Annotated in this window: 17 protein-coding genes; 8 read left to right on the plus strand and 9 right to left on the minus strand. The window is 71.7% G+C overall.

The features are described 5' to 3' along the window. Position 1: 1 nt before the first annotated feature. The 6 genes from VA596_RS48805 to kstD form a co-directional block, all read right to left on the minus strand. On the minus strand, positions 2–454 hold the full coding sequence (locus VA596_RS48805; protein ID WP_323337553.1) for a riboflavin kinase: 453 nt from the start codon (positions 452–454) through the stop codon (positions 2–4). Between the two features lie 600 nt (positions 455–1,054). Continuing rightward, positions 1,055–1,900, minus strand: coding sequence for a MaoC/PaaZ C-terminal domain-containing protein (locus tag VA596_RS48810; protein ID WP_323337555.1), 846 nt, complete (start codon positions 1,898–1,900; stop codon positions 1,055–1,057). Positions 1,901–1,909: 9 nt separating this feature from the next. Next, positions 1,910–2,941 (minus strand): ferredoxin--NADP reductase, encoded by a 1,032-nt coding sequence (locus tag VA596_RS48815; RefSeq protein WP_323337557.1) that lies wholly within the window; start codon positions 2,939–2,941, stop codon positions 1,910–1,912. Then, complete coding sequence (locus tag VA596_RS48820) at positions 2,934–3,191, minus strand: hypothetical protein (RefSeq protein ID WP_323337559.1); 258 nt, start codon at positions 3,189–3,191, stop codon at positions 2,934–2,936. The genes VA596_RS48815 and VA596_RS48820 overlap by 8 nt, the downstream gene beginning before the upstream one ends. After that, a complete protein-coding gene (locus tag VA596_RS48825; RefSeq protein WP_323337560.1) occupies positions 3,188–4,330 on the minus strand; it encodes a Rieske 2Fe-2S domain-containing protein in 1,143 nt (380 codons plus the stop codon). Before VA596_RS48825 ends, VA596_RS48820 begins: the two co-directional genes overlap by 4 nt. Continuing rightward, positions 4,327–5,991 carry a 3-oxosteroid 1-dehydrogenase gene (kstD, locus tag VA596_RS48830; RefSeq protein ID WP_323337561.1) on the minus strand — a complete coding sequence of 555 codons (1,665 nt, stop codon included), beginning with the start codon at positions 5,989–5,991 and terminating at the stop codon, positions 4,327–4,329. The genes VA596_RS48825 and kstD overlap by 4 nt, the downstream gene beginning before the upstream one ends. A 101-nt stretch (positions 5,992–6,092) precedes the next feature. Here kstD and VA596_RS48835 point away from each other — a divergent pair, with 101 nt between their 5' ends. Genes VA596_RS48835 through hsaB form a run of 5 tightly spaced genes read left to right on the plus strand, consistent with a single transcriptional unit; the run spans position 6,093 to position 11,183 of the window. Then, complete coding sequence (locus VA596_RS48835) at positions 6,093–7,691, plus strand: FAD-binding protein (RefSeq protein ID WP_323337563.1); 1,599 nt, start codon at positions 6,093–6,095, stop codon at positions 7,689–7,691. A 33-nt stretch (positions 7,692–7,724) separates the two neighbouring features. Continuing rightward, on the plus strand, positions 7,725–8,888 hold the full coding sequence (gene hsaA, locus VA596_RS48840; RefSeq protein WP_323337565.1) for a 3-hydroxy-9,10-secoandrosta-1,3,5(10)-triene-9,17-dione monooxygenase oxygenase subunit: 1,164 nt from the start codon (positions 7,725–7,727) through the stop codon (positions 8,886–8,888). After that, positions 8,888–9,733 carry a 4,5:9,10-diseco-3-hydroxy-5,9,17-trioxoandrosta-1(10),2-diene-4-oate hydrolase gene (gene hsaD / locus VA596_RS48845; protein ID WP_323337567.1) on the plus strand — a complete coding sequence of 282 codons (846 nt, stop codon included), beginning with the start codon at positions 8,888–8,890 and terminating at the stop codon, positions 9,731–9,733. Before hsaA ends, hsaD begins: the two co-directional genes overlap by 1 nt. Continuing rightward, positions 9,733–10,647, plus strand: a complete 915-nt coding sequence (gene hsaC / locus VA596_RS48850; protein ID WP_323337569.1) for an iron-dependent extradiol dioxygenase HsaC — start codon at positions 9,733–9,735, stop codon at positions 10,645–10,647. The genes hsaD and hsaC overlap by 1 nt, the downstream gene beginning before the upstream one ends. A 5-nt stretch (positions 10,648–10,652) precedes the next feature. Beyond that, positions 10,653–11,183: a 3-hydroxy-9,10-secoandrosta-1,3,5(10)-triene-9,17-dione monooxygenase reductase subunit gene (gene hsaB / locus VA596_RS48855; protein WP_323337571.1), complete on the plus strand. Its 531-nt coding sequence runs from the start codon at positions 10,653–10,655 to the stop codon at positions 11,181–11,183. 3 nt (positions 11,184–11,186) lie between these two features. On the opposite strand, the gene VA596_RS48860 is transcribed toward hsaB, so the two are convergent. Further along, a complete protein-coding gene (locus VA596_RS48860) occupies positions 11,187–11,747 on the minus strand; it encodes a TetR/AcrR family transcriptional regulator (RefSeq protein WP_323337572.1) in 561 nt (186 codons plus the stop codon). Positions 11,748–11,839: 92 nt separating this feature from the next. Here VA596_RS48860 and VA596_RS48865 point away from each other — a divergent pair, with 92 nt between their 5' ends. The 3 genes from VA596_RS48865 (at position 11,840) to VA596_RS48875 (ending at position 14,438) form a co-directional block, all read left to right on the plus strand. Further along, positions 11,840–12,580 (plus strand): SDR family oxidoreductase, encoded by a 741-nt coding sequence (locus tag VA596_RS48865; protein ID WP_323337574.1) that lies wholly within the window; start codon positions 11,840–11,842, stop codon positions 12,578–12,580. A 62-nt stretch (positions 12,581–12,642) separates the two neighbouring features. Beyond that, positions 12,643–13,725: a hypothetical protein gene (locus VA596_RS48870; protein ID WP_323337576.1), complete on the plus strand. Its 1,083-nt coding sequence runs from the start codon at positions 12,643–12,645 to the stop codon at positions 13,723–13,725. A 122-nt stretch (positions 13,726–13,847) separates the two neighbouring features. After that, positions 13,848–14,438 (plus strand): Rv1733c family protein, encoded by a 591-nt coding sequence (locus VA596_RS48875; RefSeq protein ID WP_323337578.1) that lies wholly within the window; start codon positions 13,848–13,850, stop codon positions 14,436–14,438. 3 nt (positions 14,439–14,441) lie between these two features. Here VA596_RS48875 and VA596_RS48880 read toward each other — a convergent pair whose 3' ends face one another. Together VA596_RS48880 and VA596_RS48885 are read right to left on the minus strand one after the other, a co-directional pair. Then, positions 14,442–14,696, minus strand: coding sequence for a Smr/MutS family protein (locus VA596_RS48880; protein ID WP_247063355.1), 255 nt, complete (start codon positions 14,694–14,696; stop codon positions 14,442–14,444). Further along, positions 14,693–15,754, minus strand: coding sequence for an MBL fold metallo-hydrolase (locus tag VA596_RS48885; RefSeq protein WP_323337581.1), 1,062 nt, complete (start codon positions 15,752–15,754; stop codon positions 14,693–14,695). The genes VA596_RS48880 and VA596_RS48885 overlap by 4 nt, the downstream gene beginning before the upstream one ends. Positions 15,755–15,758 lie beyond the last annotated feature (4 nt).

Genomic DNA, 15,758 nt, shown 5'->3' on the forward strand with positions numbered 1-15,758 from the left:
GCTAGCCCTGGACGCGCCGGACCTCGCCGAGCGGGCTGTCCCCGGGTTCCGGCAGCGACGCGGCGGGGTGCTCGGCCGTCCACTGCGTCGCGACGGCGATGTCGTTCTTCAGCGCGGTGATGAGGTCCTCGGCGGAGGAGTAGGCCTGCTGGTCGCGCAGGTGGGCGCCGAGCCAGACGACGAGCGTCTCGTCGTAGAGGTCACCGGTGAACTCCAGCAGGTGCGCTTCGAGCAGCCGGTAGCCGTCGGCGCCGTAGTAGGTCGGCCGCCGCCCGACGGACACGGCCGCCGCGACGCGGGTGCCGTCCCCGCGCTGCACCCAGCCGGCCCACACCCCGTCCCCGACGGAGCCGTCCTGGTCGCGGAGCGCGATGTTGGCGGTGGGGAAGCCCAGCTCCCGGCCACGCTCGTCACCGTGCTCGACCGTGCCCCGCACCACGAAGTATTCCGGCATCGTGTCCCGTCCTCCCGAGGTCGCTCCCCGTCCACGGTAGCGCGCCGGCGACCGGGCGATCAGCCCGTGGACGGGGGTGACGCGGGCCACTTCTCAGAGGTGCCCGGTGTCGAGGCGCACGGGGGCGCGGCCCACGACGGGCAGACCGAGCCGCGCGGCCACGACCCGGCTTAGCGAACCGCCGCGGGTGACGACGATCTTGTGCGGGCGGTTGCTCGCCGGATGGGTCCACGACGCGGTATGGGGGTGACCAGGCGAGCTTGGTATTCGGCGGTCTCGATGCCTTCGTCGTGGTCGAGCCGTTCACCGATGGCAGGACGAACGCTCGTCGAGCCATGAATGCGGCCGCCCGCCCGCGATGCCGCAGGACTGCTGTCGCAGGTCGGACCGCAGGTTCGCCCGCACCGTGAAGACGGTCGCAATCGGCTCGGCGGTCTCGATGGTCTGCCGCAGACCGGAGCTGTGCCGCTCGGCCTCGCTGTCGTGCGGTGCCGGCTCACGCAGGGGCCGACGGTGAGGGCCGAGTCGTACCAGCCGCCGACGAGGCCTTCCACATGGTGGGTGGCCTCGGGGTGGGTGACGACGTAGAGGCGGCGCACCTCAGGTGAACGTCAGGACCGTGTCCGCCAGCACCGGCGCGTCCTCGCGCTCGACGGCCGACGTGCTGACCAGCAGGCGGTCGTCGCCGCGCCACACGCGGGTGCGCAGCGTCTCGCCCGGGAACACCACGCCGGCGAACTTCGTGGCGAACGAGCCGACCCGCGACGGGTCGCCGTCGAGGAACTCGTTGATCAGCACGCGCGCCACCACGCCGTACGTGCACAGCCCGTGCAGGATCGGGCTCGGAAAGCCCGCGGCCGAAGCGAACGCCGGGTCCGCGTGCAGCGGGTTGCGGTCCCCGCACAGGCGGTAGAGCAGCGCCTGCTGCGGCAACGTCGGCGTCTCGAGGACGAAGTCCGGGTCTCGCGAAGGCCACTCGATGCGGTCCGACGGTCCGCGTGAGCCGCCGAAACCGCCCTCGCCGCGGGCGAAGATGCTCGACCGGGCCGTCCACAGAGGACTGCCGTCGGCCGAGGTGACGTCGACCTCCTGGACGATCACCGCCGCCTTGCCCTTGTCGAAGACGTCCGCGATGCGCGAGCGCGCGACCGCCTTGCCCTCGACCGGGATCGGCCCGTGCAGCGTGATCTCCTGCTTGCCGTGCAGCACCTTCGCCAGGTCGATCTCCACCCCGGGGAACGACAGGGCCGGCGGTTCGAACACCCGCAGGTTGGCCGCGACCGTCGCGAACGTCGGGACGACCACCAGGTCACGCTCGTAGGTGTAGCGCTGCTCGTCCGGGCCCGCGCCCAGCGCCAGGTGGTAGAGCAGCACGTCCGACGGCGTCCAGGCGAAGCTCACTTCCCCGATGTGCGCGCCGATGGCGACGGCGGGATCGATGGGCACGCGGTGCTCCTATTCGTAGCTGATCGAGACGTCGTCGGTGACCGGCAGCGACTGGCAGGCGAGCACGATGCCGTCCGCGATGTCCTCGGCGTCGAGGACCTCGTTGTGCAGCATCTTCACCTCACCCGACTCGATCCGGCACGCGCACGCACTGCATTGTCCCTCGCGGCACGAATACGGCGCGTCGAGACCCGCCTCCAGCAGGTGGTCCAGCAGCTTGCGCCGGCGCGGCCACGGCATCGACCGCGTCTCGCCGTCCAGGGTCACGGTCAGCGACGCGGGCGCCTCGTCCGATTCTTCGACAGGCTCGGGCGCCGCGGATTCGAAGGGATTCCCTGACAGCGACGTGAACTTCTCGATGTGCACCCGCTCCCGCGGCACGCCGAGCTGCCCGAGCGCCTCCTTCACGGCGGCCATGAACGGCGCCGGACCGCAGAGGAACGCTTCGTACGCCGTGAACGCGGACGCCAGCCCGCGCAGCTGCGCGACGTCCGGCAGGCCCTGGACGCTCTCCAGCCAGTGCACCACGACGAGCCGGTCGCCGTACCTCTTGGCCAGCGACCGCAGCTCGCCGCCGAAGATCACCGACGCCTCGTCGCGGTTCGCGTAGACCAGCACCACACGCCCGGATCCCTGCTCCAGCGCGGTCTTCAGGATCGCCATCACCGGCGTGATCCCGCTGCCCGCGGCGAAGAGCAGGAAGTCTTCGTCCACTGAGGACGGTGTGAACACCCCGGCCGGCGCCAGCACGTCCAGGCTCATCCCGGCCCGCAGCTCGTCGCAGATCCAGCTCGACCCGTAGCCGCCGTCGGTGCGCTTGACCGTCACCTGCACGCGGTTCTCGTGCGGCGCACTCGACAGCGAATAACACCGCGCCACCGAGCCGGTCCGCTCGCTCGGGATCCGCAGGGTCAGGAACTGGCCGGCCGCGTACTGGAACGCCGAGGCGTGCTCGCCGGGGATCTCGAACACCACCGAGCGCGCGTCCGGCGTCTCGACGACGACGTCGGCGACCGTCAGGGTGTAGACCCGCTCAGCCATCCGCGACCACCAGCGTGCCTTCGCGCACCGCGTCGTCGATGCTGTCCGAGAGCTTCGGGCAGGTGTCGAGCAACGCGGTCGGCCGGTCGGCGTCGGCGAACACCGGGCAGCTCTCGGCCGCGTTCGTCGTCCACTGGATGCTGGTGTGGTTGATGCTGTTCTTCTTCACCAGCACGCAGGTCCCGCAGCTGCGGCACTCGTGCGGCCGCAGGCCGCCGGTGAGGAACTCGACGGTCTCCGGCGTGGTCACACCTCGGCCTCCGCCTTCTGCCTGGCCAGGTTCTCCGCCACCTCGGCCGCCCACGCCTCGTTCGCCTTGGAAGTGTCCACTTCGAACTCGAAGCGCCGGGTCATGTCCTCGGTGACGTCGGCGGCGTCGACGTAGAACTGCTGGTACCAGCGGCGAAGCTGGTAGACCGGACCATCCTCTTCGCACAGCAGCGGGTTCTCGATCTGCGTCTTGTGCTTCCAGATCTCGACGTCCTGCAGGAAGCCGGCGCCGATGCCCTTGGCCAGCTTCGCCGCGATCTTGTCGGCGTGCTCGTCGGAAAGCCCGTCCTGCTTCTTGACCTTCATCCCGTACTGCAGCACGAACGACGTCGGCGTCACGGGGTAGTGGCAGTTGATCAGCACGCTCTGGATCTCGTACCCCTGGAAGGAGTTCACCAGGTCGTTGATCATGTACGACGGCCCGAAGTACGACGCCTCCGACCGCAGCAGGTTGTCCTCGCCGCCGTAGTTGGACGCCATGCCCATGTCCGGGCGGCCCTTGGTGTTGAGGTACTGCGTCGCGATGTGGCCCTCGAAGACGTTCTTGAAGTACGTCGGGTAGGCGTAGTGGATGTAGAAGAAGTGGGCCATGTCCACGACGTTGTCGATGATCTCGCGGCAGTTCGAGCCCTCGATGAGGATCGAGTCCCACGTCCAGTTGCTCCACTCGGAGCTGTAGGCCGCCTCGATCCGCGGGATCGCCAGTTCTTCCGCCGGCGGGTTGCCCTCGGGGTCGTGCCACACGAGCAGCTGGCCGTTCTGCTCCAGCGTCTGCCACGAGCGCGTCCGCGCGCGCAGCGGAACCCGCTTGGCGTAGGGGATCGCGACGCACTTGCCCTTGCCGTTCCAGCGCCAGTCGTGGAACGGGCAGGCCACCTCGTCCCCCTTGACCGTGCCCTGGGTCAGGTCGCCGCCCATGTGCCGGCAGTAGCCGTCGAGCACGTGCAGCTCGTCGTGGCTGTCCGCGAAAACCACCAGCTTCGTGCCGAACGCGGTGATGGCGTGCGGTTTCCCGTCGCGGAAGCGCTCGGCCAGGCCGAGGCAGTGCCAGCCGCGGGCGAACCGGGTCGGTGGCTCGCCGGCGTAGATGGTCCTGACCGAGTTGTCAGCTTGCGTCATCGCTCGCCTCCCGTGGTCTCTTGATCTTCGCGGGCCAGCCGCGTCGCCGCAAGGTAGCCGAACACCATGGCCGGGCCGATGGTCGCGCCCGGCCCGGCGTACGTCCGGCCCATCACGGCCGCGCTGGCGTTGCCCGCGGCGTACAGGCCCGGGACGGCCGAGCCGTCCTCGCGCAGGACCTGCGCGTGTTCGTCGGTGCGCAGGCCGCCCTTGGTGCCGAGGTCGCCCGGCACGATCTTCACCGCGTAGTACGGCGCCTTGTCGAGCGGCCCGAGGCTGGGGTTGGGTTTGTTGCGAGGGTCGCCGTAGTAGTGGTCGTACTTGCTGAGCCCGCGCTGGAAGTCCTCGTCGACGCCGTTGCGCGCGAAGCCGTTGAAGCGCTCGATGGTCGCTTCGAGGGACTCCGCCGGGACGCCGATCTTCTCGGCCAGCCCGGCCAGCGAAGACGACTTCGCCGCGATCCCGGCCTTGAACCAGCGGCCGGGCAGCGGCTGGCGCGGCCCGATGCCGGTGAACATGTACCGGTCCTTGTAGCGCTGGTCGAACACCAGCCAGGTCGGGATGTGCTCGCCCGGGCCGTCCCCCTCGCCGTACATCGCGTGCACGGCCTCGACGTACGGCGCCGACTCGTTGACGAACCGCTCGCCGCGCGCGTCGACCATCACGCACCGCGGCCGGGAGCGCTCGGCCAGCGCGAACCACGGGCCGCCGGTGAGCGGCAGGGTCGGGCCCCACCAGGCGTCGTCCATCAGGTCGAGGGCGGCGCCGAGCTTGAGGCCGGCGGTGATGCCGTCACCGGTGTTGGCCGCGGCGCCGACGGTCCACTCGGTGCCGATCGGCGCGCGCTGGTACTTCTCGCGCATCTCGAGGTTCTGCTCGAAGCCGCCGCTGGCGAGGATCACGCCGCGCCGGGCTCCGATCGTTCCCTGCGCCGTGACCACCCCGGTGACCCGGTCGCCTTCGACCTGCAGGTCGACCAGCGCCGTGTCGAGCCGGACGTCGACGTCCGCCCGGGTCAGGCCGATCCGCAGCCCGGCCGCAAGCGCTTGCCCCATGGCCAGCAACCGCTGGCGGCGGACCTTCCCGGCCAGCCACTGCGTGCCCAGCGACAGTAGCCGGACGGCCCCGCGGGGGTGCCGGGCCAGCAGGCTCAGCCAGCGGTAGTCCGCCTGGGTGATCGGGACGCCGAGCGGGGGAGCGCTGTAGGGCGGTTCGAGGTGCGCCAGGTCGTCGCCGAGCAGGTGGCCGTCGAGCGCGACGGGCTCGACCGACCGGCCGCCGGGCCGCCCGCCGGGCGCCTCGGGGTGGTAGTCGCTGTAGTCGCGGACCCAGCGGAACTTCAGCGGGGTGTGGTCGCAGACGAACCGCAGCACCTCGGGGCCGTGGGCGAGGAACGTGTCGCGCCGGACGGCCGGGACGACGTCCCCGACGATCGAGGCGAGGTACTCGCGCGCCCGCTCGGGCGGCTCGTCGATCCCGGCGGCGCGCAGCGCGTGGTTGCCCGGCAGCCAGACCCCGCCGCCGGAGCGCGCGGTGGACCCGCCGAAGTGCGCGGCCTTCTCGAGGACGACGACACTCAGGCCGCGGTGGGCCGCGGCCAGCGCGGCGGTCATCCCGGCAGCGCCGCTGCCGACCACGACGACGTCGAACTGCTCCGTCATGCCACCTCACCTGTAACGTGTTCCACTACATGAGTATCCAGTTGGGAGTCGCTTTCGGCCACCATAGACGAGAACGTGTTTCAGTTCTAGGGTAACGAACCATGGACGAACTCGTCGCGGACGTGGTCATCGTGGGGTTCGGGGCGGCCGGCGCGTGCGCCGCCCTCGAAGCCGCCGACGCCGGTGCGGACGTCGTCATCGTCGAGCGCTTCGCCGGTGGTGGCGCCAGCGCGGTGAGCGGTGGCGTGGTCTACGCGGGCGGCGGCACCAGCCAGCAGCAGGACGCCGGCGTCGGCGATTCCGTCGACGCGATGTACGACTACCTGCGCCTCGAAGCCGGGGACGTCGTCTCCGAGAAAACACTGCGGCGCTTCTGCGAGGGCAGCCGCGAGATGATCACCTGGCTGGAGGGCAACGGCGTCCCGTTCGAAGGCAGCCTCTGCCCGTACAAGACGTCGTACCCGAGCGACAAGTACTACCTCTACTACTCCGGCAGCGAGGCCGCGGGCGGCTTCCGCGACGCGGCGAAACCGGCGCCGCGCGGCCACCGCGTCAAAGGCCCCGGCACGTCCGGGAAGACGCTGATGACCCGGCTCGCCGAAGCCGTGCGCCGGCGCGGCATCCGCGTGCTGACGCAGACGCGGGTGCGCTCGCTGGTCACCGAGCAGGGCGTGGTCACCGGGGTCGTCGTGGACACCCTGCGCGACGCGTCCGCCTCGGTGAAGGCCCGCCACCGGCGGCTCGCGCAGTACTCCGCCAAGCCCGGCATCTACGTCCCGGCGGTGCGGAAACCCCTGCACCGGCGCGTCGAACGGCTCGAACGCGCGCACGCCCGCGAGCTGCGGATCACCGCGCGCCGCGGGGTCGTCCTCGCCGCCGGCGGGTTCATCGCCAACCGTGAGATGGCCCGCGAACACGCGCCTGCCTACCGCGGCGGCCTGCCGCTGGGGACGGCCGCCGACGACGGTTCGGGCATCCGGATGGGCGTCGAGGCCGGGGGAGCGACCGCGGAGCTGGGCCGGATCTCGGCGTGGCGGTTCGTGACACCGCCGAGCGCGTTCCTCGGCGGGATCATCGTCGACGCCGCTGGGCAGCGGATCATCGACGAGTCCCGGTACGGCGCCGCCGTCGGCGAGCGGCTGATCGAACGGCACGACGGCAAGGGCTGGCTGCTGGTCGACGCGCCGATCGTCGCCGAAGCCCGGCGTGACGGGAGCAAGCAGAGCCAGTGGTTCCAGGGCCTGCAGCTGCGGTACCTGTTGCGCCGCGGGCGGGTCGTCGGGTCCACGCTCGACGAGGTCGCGCGCAAGGCCGGGGTCGACGCGGCGGGGCTGCGCGCCAGCGTCGAGGCCTACCACGGCGCCGAGGACCCGATGGGCAAGCCCGCCGAGTTCGCCCGGCGCCTGGACAACCCGCCGTTCTCGCTCATCGACGTCTCGGTGCGGCCCAACCTCGGCTACCCGACCCCGATGCTCACCCTCGGCGGCCTGGTCGTCGACGAGGACACCGGCGCGGTCCGGGACGCCGAGGGTGCGCCGATCAAGGGCCTCTACGCGGCCGGCCGCACCGCGGTGGGAATCTGTTCCAGGTCCTACGTCAGCGGCCTTTCGCTGGCCGACTGCGTGTTTTCCGGCCGCAGGGCGGGGATCAACTCGGCCCTGGCGCAGGGTGTTCTCGACAAAAACGAGAACGTGTTCTAGTCTTGCGGGAGTGAACGCGAGAGAGGACTGCGCATGAGCGAGCAGGTGATCGCCGGGGTCCGGGACCTCCTGCCGGTCCTGCGGGAACGGGCCCAGGACACCGAGGACGCGCGCCGCGTGCCCGAGGAGTCCGTCAAGGCCCTGCAGGAGACCGGGTTCTTCAAGTTGCTGCAACCGAAGCCGTACGGCGGTTTCGAAGCCGACCCGGTGAGCTTCTACACCGCGGTGAAGCTGATCGCGAGCGCGTGCGGGTCCACCGGCTGGGTCGCCTCCATCCTCGGCGTCCACCCGTGGCACGTGGCGTTGTTCGACGCTCAGGCGCAGGAAGAGGTGTGGGGCGCCGACGAGGACGTGCGGATCTCCTCGTCGTACGCCCCGATGGGCAAGGCGGAGGTCGTCGAAGGCGGCTACCGGCTGTCCGGTCGCTGGAGCTTCTCCTCCGGCTGCGACCACTGCACGTGGGTGCTGCTCGGCGGCCCGGCCTTCAAGGACGGCAAGCCGGTCGACTTCTGCACGTACCTGCTGCCCATCGCGGACTACTCCATTGTGGACGTCTGGGACACGGTCGGCCTGCGGGGCACCGGGTCCAACGACATCGTCGTCGAGGACGTCTTCATCCCGCAGCACCGGGCGCTGAGCTTCATCGCGACGTCGAAGTGCAAGGTGCCGGGCCAGGCCGTGAACCCCGGGCCGCTGTACCGGCTGCCGTACGGGTCGGTGCACCCGAGCACCATCACCGCGCCGATCATCGGCATGGCCCAGGGCGCCTACGACGCGCACGTCGAGCACCAGCGCAAGCGGGTGCGCGCCGCGTACGCCGGTGAACAGTCCAAAGAGGACCCGTTCGCCAAGGTGCGGATCGCCGAAGCCGCCAGCGAGATCGACGCCGCGTGGCTGCAGCTGACCCGCAACATCGACGAGCTGTACGAAATGGCCAAGCGCGAGGAACGGCTGCCCAGCGACCTGCGGCTGCGCGTCCGGCGGGACCAGGTGCGCGGCACGGAACGGGCGATCAGCGCGATCGACCGGCTCTTCGAGAACTCCGGCGGCCGGGCCATCCAGCGCGGCACGCCGATCCAGCGCTTCTGGCGCGACGCCCACGCGGGCCGGGTGCACGCGGCCAACGACGCCGAGCGCGCCTACGTCATGTACGGCACCGGGGTCTTCGGGCTCCCCGTCGAGAACGCGATGTACTGATGGCTTCTCCGGAAGGGAAGTACGTCCAGGCGGGCAGCTTGAAGCTGCACTACCACGAGGCCGGCGCCGAGCACGCCGAGACGGTGATCTTGCTGCACGGCGGCGGGCCCGGCGCGTCCGCGTGGAGCAACTTCGGGCGCAACCTGCCGGTGCTCGCCAAGCACTACCGGACGATCGCCGTCGACCAGCCCGGGTTCGGCCGGTCGGACAAGCCGACCGAGCACCCGCAGTACTTCCGCCACAGCGCGGACGCCGTCGTCGGCCTGATGGACGCGCTCGGCGTCGAAACCGCGCACTTCATCGGCAACTCGCTCGGGGGCGGGGCCGCGGTCCGGCTGGCGCTGAACCACGGCAAGCGCGCCGGGCGGCTGGTGCTGATGGGGCCGGGCGGGCTGAGCGTCAACATGTTCGCGCCCGATCCCACCGAGGGCGTCAAGAACCTCGGGAGGTTCGGCGCGAAACCCAGCCGTGAGCGCATGGAAGCGTTCCTGCGCATCATGGTCCACGACCAGGCGCTGATCACCGACGAGCTGATCGACGACCGGTTCGCCGCGGCGAACACCCCCGAGTCGCTCGCCGCGATGCGGGCCATGGGGATGTCGTTCGCCCAGCCCGAAACCTACGAAGAGGGCATGCTCTGGCGCGACGCCCACCGGCTGCGCCAGCGGGTGCTGCTAATCTGGGGCCGCGAAGATCGTGTCAACCCGCTCGACGGCGCGCTGGTCGCGCTGAAGACCATCCCGCGTGCGCAGCTGCACGTGTTCGGCGGCTGCGGACACTGGGCCCAGCTGGAGAAATTCGACGAATTCAACCGGCTGGCCCTCGACTTCCTCGGGAGTTCCTGATGGGCATCAGGTCACTGGGCTACCTCCGCATCGAAGCCACCGACATGGCCGCGTGGCGCGAATACGGGCTCAAGGTGCTCGGCATGGTCGAGGGCGCGGGCGAGAACCCCGACGCGCTCTACCTGCGCATGGACGACTTCCCGGCGCGCCTGGTCATCTCGCCCGGCGCGGCCGACCGCCTGGCGACCACGGGCTGGGAGGCCGCGAACGCCGCCGAGCTGGCCGAGATCCGGTCGCGGTTGGACAGTGCGTCGGTGCCCTACAAGGAGGGCACGCCCGAAGAGCTGGCCGACCGGCGCGTCGACGAGCTGATCAGCTTCGACGACCCGTCCGGCAACACCCAGGAGGTGTTCCACGGCGTCGCGCTGCAGCACCGGCGCGTGGTCAGCCCGTACGGGCACCGGTTCGTCACCGGCGAGCAGGGCCTGGGCCACGTCGTTTTGTCTACAAAGGACGACGAGGCGTCGCTGCGGTTCTACCGTGACGTCCTCGGGTTCCGGCTGCGCGACTCGATGCGCCTGCCGCCGCAGATGGTCGGCCGGCCCGCCGACGGTGCGCCCGCGTGGCTGCGGTTCTTCGGCTGCAACCCGCGCCACCACAGCCTGGCGTTCCTGCCGATGCCGACGCCGAGCGGGATCGTGCACCTGATGGTCGAGGTCGAGCAGACCGACGACGTCGGCCTGTGCCTCGACCGCGCGATCCGGCGGAAGGTGCCGCTGTCGGCGACCCTCGGCCGGCACGTCAACGACCTGATGCTGTCGTTCTACATGAAGACCCCCGGCGGTTTCGACGTCGAGTTCGGCTGCGAGGGCCGTCAGGTCGACGACGAGAACTGGATCGCCCGCGAAAGCACCGCGGTTTCCCTGTGGGGCCACGACTTCTCGGTCGGCGCCCGGCCGCCCGGCGCGCCGTGACGGCGATGGCCGTCGACCAGACGGCGTTCCGCGGTGTGCTCGGCCACTTCTGCACGGGCGTCACCGTGGTCACCGGCCGCGACGGCGACACGCTCGCCGGGTTCGCCTGCCAGTCGTTCGCGGCGCTGTCGCTCGACCCGCCGCTGGTGCTGTTCTGCCCGTCGCGGACGTCGCGCACCTGGCCGGTGCTCGCCGCGGCGGGCCGGTTCGCGGTGAACGTGCTGGCCGAGGACCAGCAGGAGGTCAGCGCGGTGTTCGGCGCCCGCGGCGAGGACAAGTTCGCCCGCTTCGGCTGGACGCCCGCGCCGTCCGGGGCGCCGCTGCTCGACGGCGCCCTGACCTGGATCGACTGTGAGCTGGAAGCCGTGCACGAGGCCGGCGACCACTACGTCGTGATCGGGCGGGTCACGGCGCTGGGCGCACCGTCGGACGCGCGGCCGCTGCTGTTTCACCGGGGCCGCTACTCGGTCACCGAACCGGCGAGGGACGCACTGGCGGCGCTGATGCCGTGGCCCCGCCCGGACGACTGGCTCTGAGTCTCACCGCCGGCGGAGACCGTCGACGATCACCGTCACGATCTTGGGCACCCGCGTGTCCCACTCCGCCTCGGGCACCCGCGACAACGCGCCCAGGAGCAGGATGACGTCCGCCGCGTCGACCTCGGCGCGGATCTCGCCGGCGGCCTTCCCGCGGTCGAGCAGCAGCTCGAGGGCCTGGTCGAGCCGGTGGTGGTGGTCCGCGTAGAGGTCCTGCCACGCCGAGGCCTCGATCGCCGCCATGACACCGCGTTTGACGCGGGCGTACTCGACCAGCCGCGCCAGCCAGCCGGTCAGCGCCTCGAGCGGCGGGTGCTCGGCCAGCAGCGGGGCGACGGCGTCGACGAGCTGCGTCAGCTCGAACCGGTACACCTCCGCCAGCAGGTGCTCGCGAGTCGGGAAGTGCCGGTAGAGCGTGCCCTGCCCGACGTCCGCGGCCTTGGCGACCCGGTGCAGCTTCAGGTCGGCGGCCGCGCCGTTGGACTCGCTCAGCTCGGCCCGCGCGGCCTCGACGATCCGGTCGCGGTTCGCGACCGCGTCCGACCGGCGCTCCCGAGTGGCCACGGCGCCACCTCTTCCTCGTAGCAAAGTGGACAACTGTCCGGTACGGTCGCAGGGTAACCGGACAGTTGTCAGCTTAACGTGGGAGAGCTGGGATGAGCACTTTGGGCAGCAAGGTCGTCGCGATCACCGGGGCCAGCAGCGGGATCGGCGCGGCGACGGCGCTGGAGCTGGCCGCTCGCGGCGCGGCGGTCGTGCTGGGGGCCCGGCGCACCGACCGGCTCGACGCGCTCGCGGCGCGCATCCGGGACGAGGGCGGCCGCGCGGAGGTGCTGGCGGCCGACGTCACCCGGCGCGCCGACGTCGAGGCCCTGGTGGCACGGGCGGTGGACCGGTTCGGGCGCCTCGACGTCCTGGTGGGCAACGCCGGGGTCGCCCGGACGGCGCCCGTGGCGGACCTCGACGTCGACGACTGGAACGCGATGATCGACGTCAACCTGCGCGGTGTCCTGCACGGCATCGCCGCGGCGCTGCCGGTGTTCCGGCGTCAGGGCCGCGGGCACTTCGTCACCACGGTGTCGACGTCGGGGCTGAAGGTCGTGCCGACGCAGGCGGTCTACGCGGGGACGAAGAACGCGGTGCGCACGCTGCTGGAGGCGTTGCGCCAGGAGTCCACCGACGGGGTCCTGCGCACGACGTCGATCTCGCCGGGGTTCGTGCGCACCGAACTCGTCGACCACCTCGACGATCCCGGGCAGCGGGCGCAGGCGCAGGAGGCGATGGCCACGCTCGGGATCGGCCCGGACGCCGTGGCGCGTGCCATCGCGTTCGCCATCGAGCAGCCCGACGACGTCGAAATCGGTGACATCACCATCCGGCCCGCCCGGCAGGGCTGAGCGGTAACAGCGGCCGTCGTGAAGGCGACTTAACACGGTCCCCGCCGCTCGAGGAGGAGCCTGTGCAGCTGTCCGGTTTCCCGGCCGCGGAGGTCGAATTCGACCGCGCGGGCCGGCCGGCCGGCGACGGGGGCGCGGCCGTGCGGGCGCTGGCCGCGGACCGCGCGACCACGGATCTCGTGGTCCTGTGTCACGGCTGGGACGACGGCCCGGCCACCGCCCGGGAGCTGTACGCCGCGCTCGCGTCTTCGCTGCGCGAGGTGTCCGACGGCCGGCCGATCGCGCTCGCCTGCGTGCTGTGGCCGTCGCGCCGGTACGCCGCGTCCACCGGCCTGGAGGCGCGGCTGGACCTGCTGCGGACGCTGCGGCCCGAGCACGCGCCCACCATCGACGCGGCCGCCGACCTCGTCCCGGCGCTGCCGGCCCGGGCGACCGCGCGCACCGCGTTCGCGGCCGCCGTGCTGTCGGTCGCCGCGCCCGGCTCGCAGGACGTCGAGGACGCGTCGGCGCAGTTGCTGACCCTGCCCGGCGGCACGGTGATGGACCGGCTCGCGAAACCGGCGTCCGGGTTCGTCGAGGCCGCGCGTCAGCTGCTCGACTACCTGACCTACTACGAGCTGAAGACGCGCGCGGGCGACGTGGGGGAGCGGGGCCTGGCGCCGCTGCTCGGCGCGATCGCCCGGCCCGGCCTGCGCGTCCACCTCGCCGGGCACGGCTTCGGCGCCCGGCTGGTCACCGAGGCCGCGAAGGCCCGCCCGACCGCCTCGCTGGGCACGCTCACCCTGCTGCAGGCGGCCCTCTCGCACCATGTCTTCGCCGCGGACGGGACGTTGCGCGAGATCCTCGACCGGCACGTCGTGACCGGCCCGATCCTCGTCACGCACACCGCGTACGACCTGGTCGCCGGGGTCGCCTTCGAGATCGCGTCGCGCATCACGGGTCTGGACCACGGGTGCCTCGGGCGTGACGGAACGCGGGAGACGGCCGAAGCCGTCACAGCCGAGCTGCTGCCGGCGGGCGGGAGTTATACGTGGCGTCCGGGCGTGCCGCACGACCTGCTGGCCGACCGGTTCGTGCACGGGCACACCGACGTCTGCGGCCCGGAAATCGCTCACGCATTGTTGTCGGCGATCGCGGCCAGTTAGCTCGACCGGGTGGTTGTGCACCGGTTCACAGGTGGGCCGCGTCCCATTCACGAGAGAAAGCCGACACGTCGCGCGCACACTGGAAACGCAGAGTCCGGTTTCCGGGGAGGAGTGTGCCGCGCATGCGAGGTCGGATCGCCCGGTTCCGGCGCCGGTTGTTCCCCGGCCGCAACCCGCTCGCCCGTTTCGGCGACCGCGTCGAAGCCGCGCTGCTGGGGCTGATGGTCGCGGGGGCGCTGCTGGCCCTCCCGTTCGCCGCCGCGTTCGGCTCCGACACCTACGCCGCGCAGACCGCCCGCGCCGCGCAGGAGAGCAGCACCCGGCACCCGGCGACGGCGATCGCGCTCGCCGCGGCCCCCACCCAGACCTACAGCACCGACGGGGCCGGCGCCCCGGCGGACCAGACCACCGTCCCCGCGGCCTGGTTCGACTCCCGCGGCACCCGGCACACCGGCGACGTCCTCGCCGACTCCGGCAGCCCGAAGGGCACCCACGTCCCGGTCTGGCTGGACCAGCGCGGCGAGCTGACGACCGAGCCGCTGTCGGCGTCGACCTCCGCCGCCGACGGCGTGTTCGCGGCGATCCTGCTCTGGGTCGGCGTCACCGGTGGCCTGGCCGGGCTCTACGGCCTCGGCCGGTTCGTCCTGGACCGCCTCCGCTCGGCGGCGTGGGACCGCGCCTGGGCCGAAGCCCGGCACGACAGCCGGTTCTGAGGCTCACTTCCAGCGGAAGTGCACGAACACCCGGCCGAAGTTGTCCTTGTCCTTCTCGATCCGGTGGTAGAGCGCCTTGATGTCCTTGCGCTCGAGGAACCGCAGCACGTGCTTCTTCAGCTGCCCGGACCCCTTGCCGGGGATGATCTCGACGAGCGGCGCCTTCTTGGCGACGGCCTCGTCGATGATCCCCTGCAGGGCCTTGTCGATCTCGCCGCCGCGGTTGTAGATGTCGTGGAGGTCCAGCTTCAGCTTCACAGGGCCTGCCACCAGCCGTCGACCGGCGGGGGCTCGGTGACGTCGATCCGCTCGCCCGGACGGGGGACCGACAGCGGGATGTCCGCCGCCTTCGCCTCGCGCCAGACCCGGTCGGCCGGCTCGCCCCACGGGTGCATCGCCAGGGAGAACGTCGCCCAGTGGACCGGGACCAGCAGTTTCGCCCGGACGTCGAGGCCCGCCGCGACCCCTTCCTCCGGCGTCATGTGGATGTCCGGCCACTGCGGGGCGTACGCGCCGATCTGGACCAGCGCGACGTCGAAGGGGCCGTGTTCGGCGCCGATGCTCGCGAAGCCGTCGAAGTAGCCCGTGTCGCCGGTGTAGAAGACCCGGTGCTCCGGGCCGATCAGGGCCCAGGACGTCCAGAGCGTGTCGTCGTTCGTGATGCCGCGGCCGGAGAAGTGCTGGGCCGGCGTCGAGACGAACCGGATGCCGGCCACCGTCGCGTCCTCGTGCCAGTCCAGCTCGATGATCCGGTCGGCCGGGACGTGCCAGCGCTCCAGGTGCGCGCCGACGCCGAGCGGCACCAGGAACGGGGCCTCGGTCGACGTCACCAGTGAGCGGATCGTCGCCAGGTCCAGGTGGTCGTAGTGGTCGTGGGAGATGACGACGGCGTCGACCCGGCCGACGCCGGACAGCGGCACCGGCGGCTCGTGCAGCCGCCGCGGGCCGGCGAACGTCGCGGGGGAGACCCGGTCGCTCCAGACCGGGTCGAGCAGCACGCGGGCGCCGTCCAGCTCGACCAGCGTCGACGCGTGGCCGTACCAGGTGAGGTGCAGGCCGGTGCTCGTCTCGACCGGCTCGTCCTGGACCAGCGGGATCGCGCCGGCGGGTTTGCGCAGCTCACGGTCGGTGCCGAAGAACATCTCGCGGAAGATGGTGCTCATCGACGCCGCGGTCATCGGGTGCCGCGGCGCCACGTTGCGGAACACCTTGCCGTCGAACTGCGGCGACCGGCGGACCCGCTCGGCACGGGCGCCGGCGGCCTTCGCGCCGAAGGCTGCCGGCAGGTCTCGCAGAGCCGCGATCGTCTTCCTCATGTCT

The sequence above is a fragment of the Amycolatopsis heterodermiae genome (genome assembly GCF_034929455.1).
Classification (GTDB): Bacteria; Actinomycetota; Actinomycetes; order Mycobacteriales; family Pseudonocardiaceae; genus Amycolatopsis; species Amycolatopsis heterodermiae.

Bases quoted from the DNA above. Each gene is read 5' to 3' on its own strand.
- VA596_RS48805 (WP_323337553.1), bottom strand. From the start codon at position 454: ATGCCGGAATACTTCGTGGTGCGGGGCACGGTCGAGCACGGTGACGAG.
- VA596_RS48815 (WP_323337557.1), bottom strand. From the start codon at position 2,941: ATGGCTGAGCGGGTCTACACCCTGACGGTCGCCGACGTCGTCGTCGAG.
- VA596_RS48825 (WP_323337560.1), bottom strand. From the start codon at position 4,330: ATGACGCAAGCTGACAACTCGGTCAGGACCATCTACGCCGGCGAGCCA.
- kstD (WP_323337561.1), bottom strand. From the start codon at position 5,991: ATGACGGAGCAGTTCGACGTCGTCGTGGTCGGCAGCGGCGCTGCCGGG.
- VA596_RS48835 (WP_323337563.1), top strand. From the start codon at position 6,093: ATGGACGAACTCGTCGCGGACGTGGTCATCGTGGGGTTCGGGGCGGCC.
- hsaA (WP_323337565.1), top strand. From the start codon at position 7,725: ATGAGCGAGCAGGTGATCGCCGGGGTCCGGGACCTCCTGCCGGTCCTG.
- hsaD (WP_323337567.1), top strand. From the start codon at position 8,888: ATGGCTTCTCCGGAAGGGAAGTACGTCCAGGCGGGCAGCTTGAAGCTG.
- hsaC (WP_323337569.1), top strand. From the start codon at position 9,733: ATGGGCATCAGGTCACTGGGCTACCTCCGCATCGAAGCCACCGACATG.
- hsaB (WP_323337571.1), top strand. From the start codon at position 10,653: ATGGCCGTCGACCAGACGGCGTTCCGCGGTGTGCTCGGCCACTTCTGC.
- VA596_RS48865 (WP_323337574.1), top strand. From the start codon at position 11,840: ATGAGCACTTTGGGCAGCAAGGTCGTCGCGATCACCGGGGCCAGCAGC.
- VA596_RS48875 (WP_323337578.1), top strand. From the start codon at position 13,848: ATGCGAGGTCGGATCGCCCGGTTCCGGCGCCGGTTGTTCCCCGGCCGC.
- VA596_RS48885 (WP_323337581.1), bottom strand. From the start codon at position 15,754: ATGAGGAAGACGATCGCGGCTCTGCGAGACCTGCCGGCAGCCTTCGGC.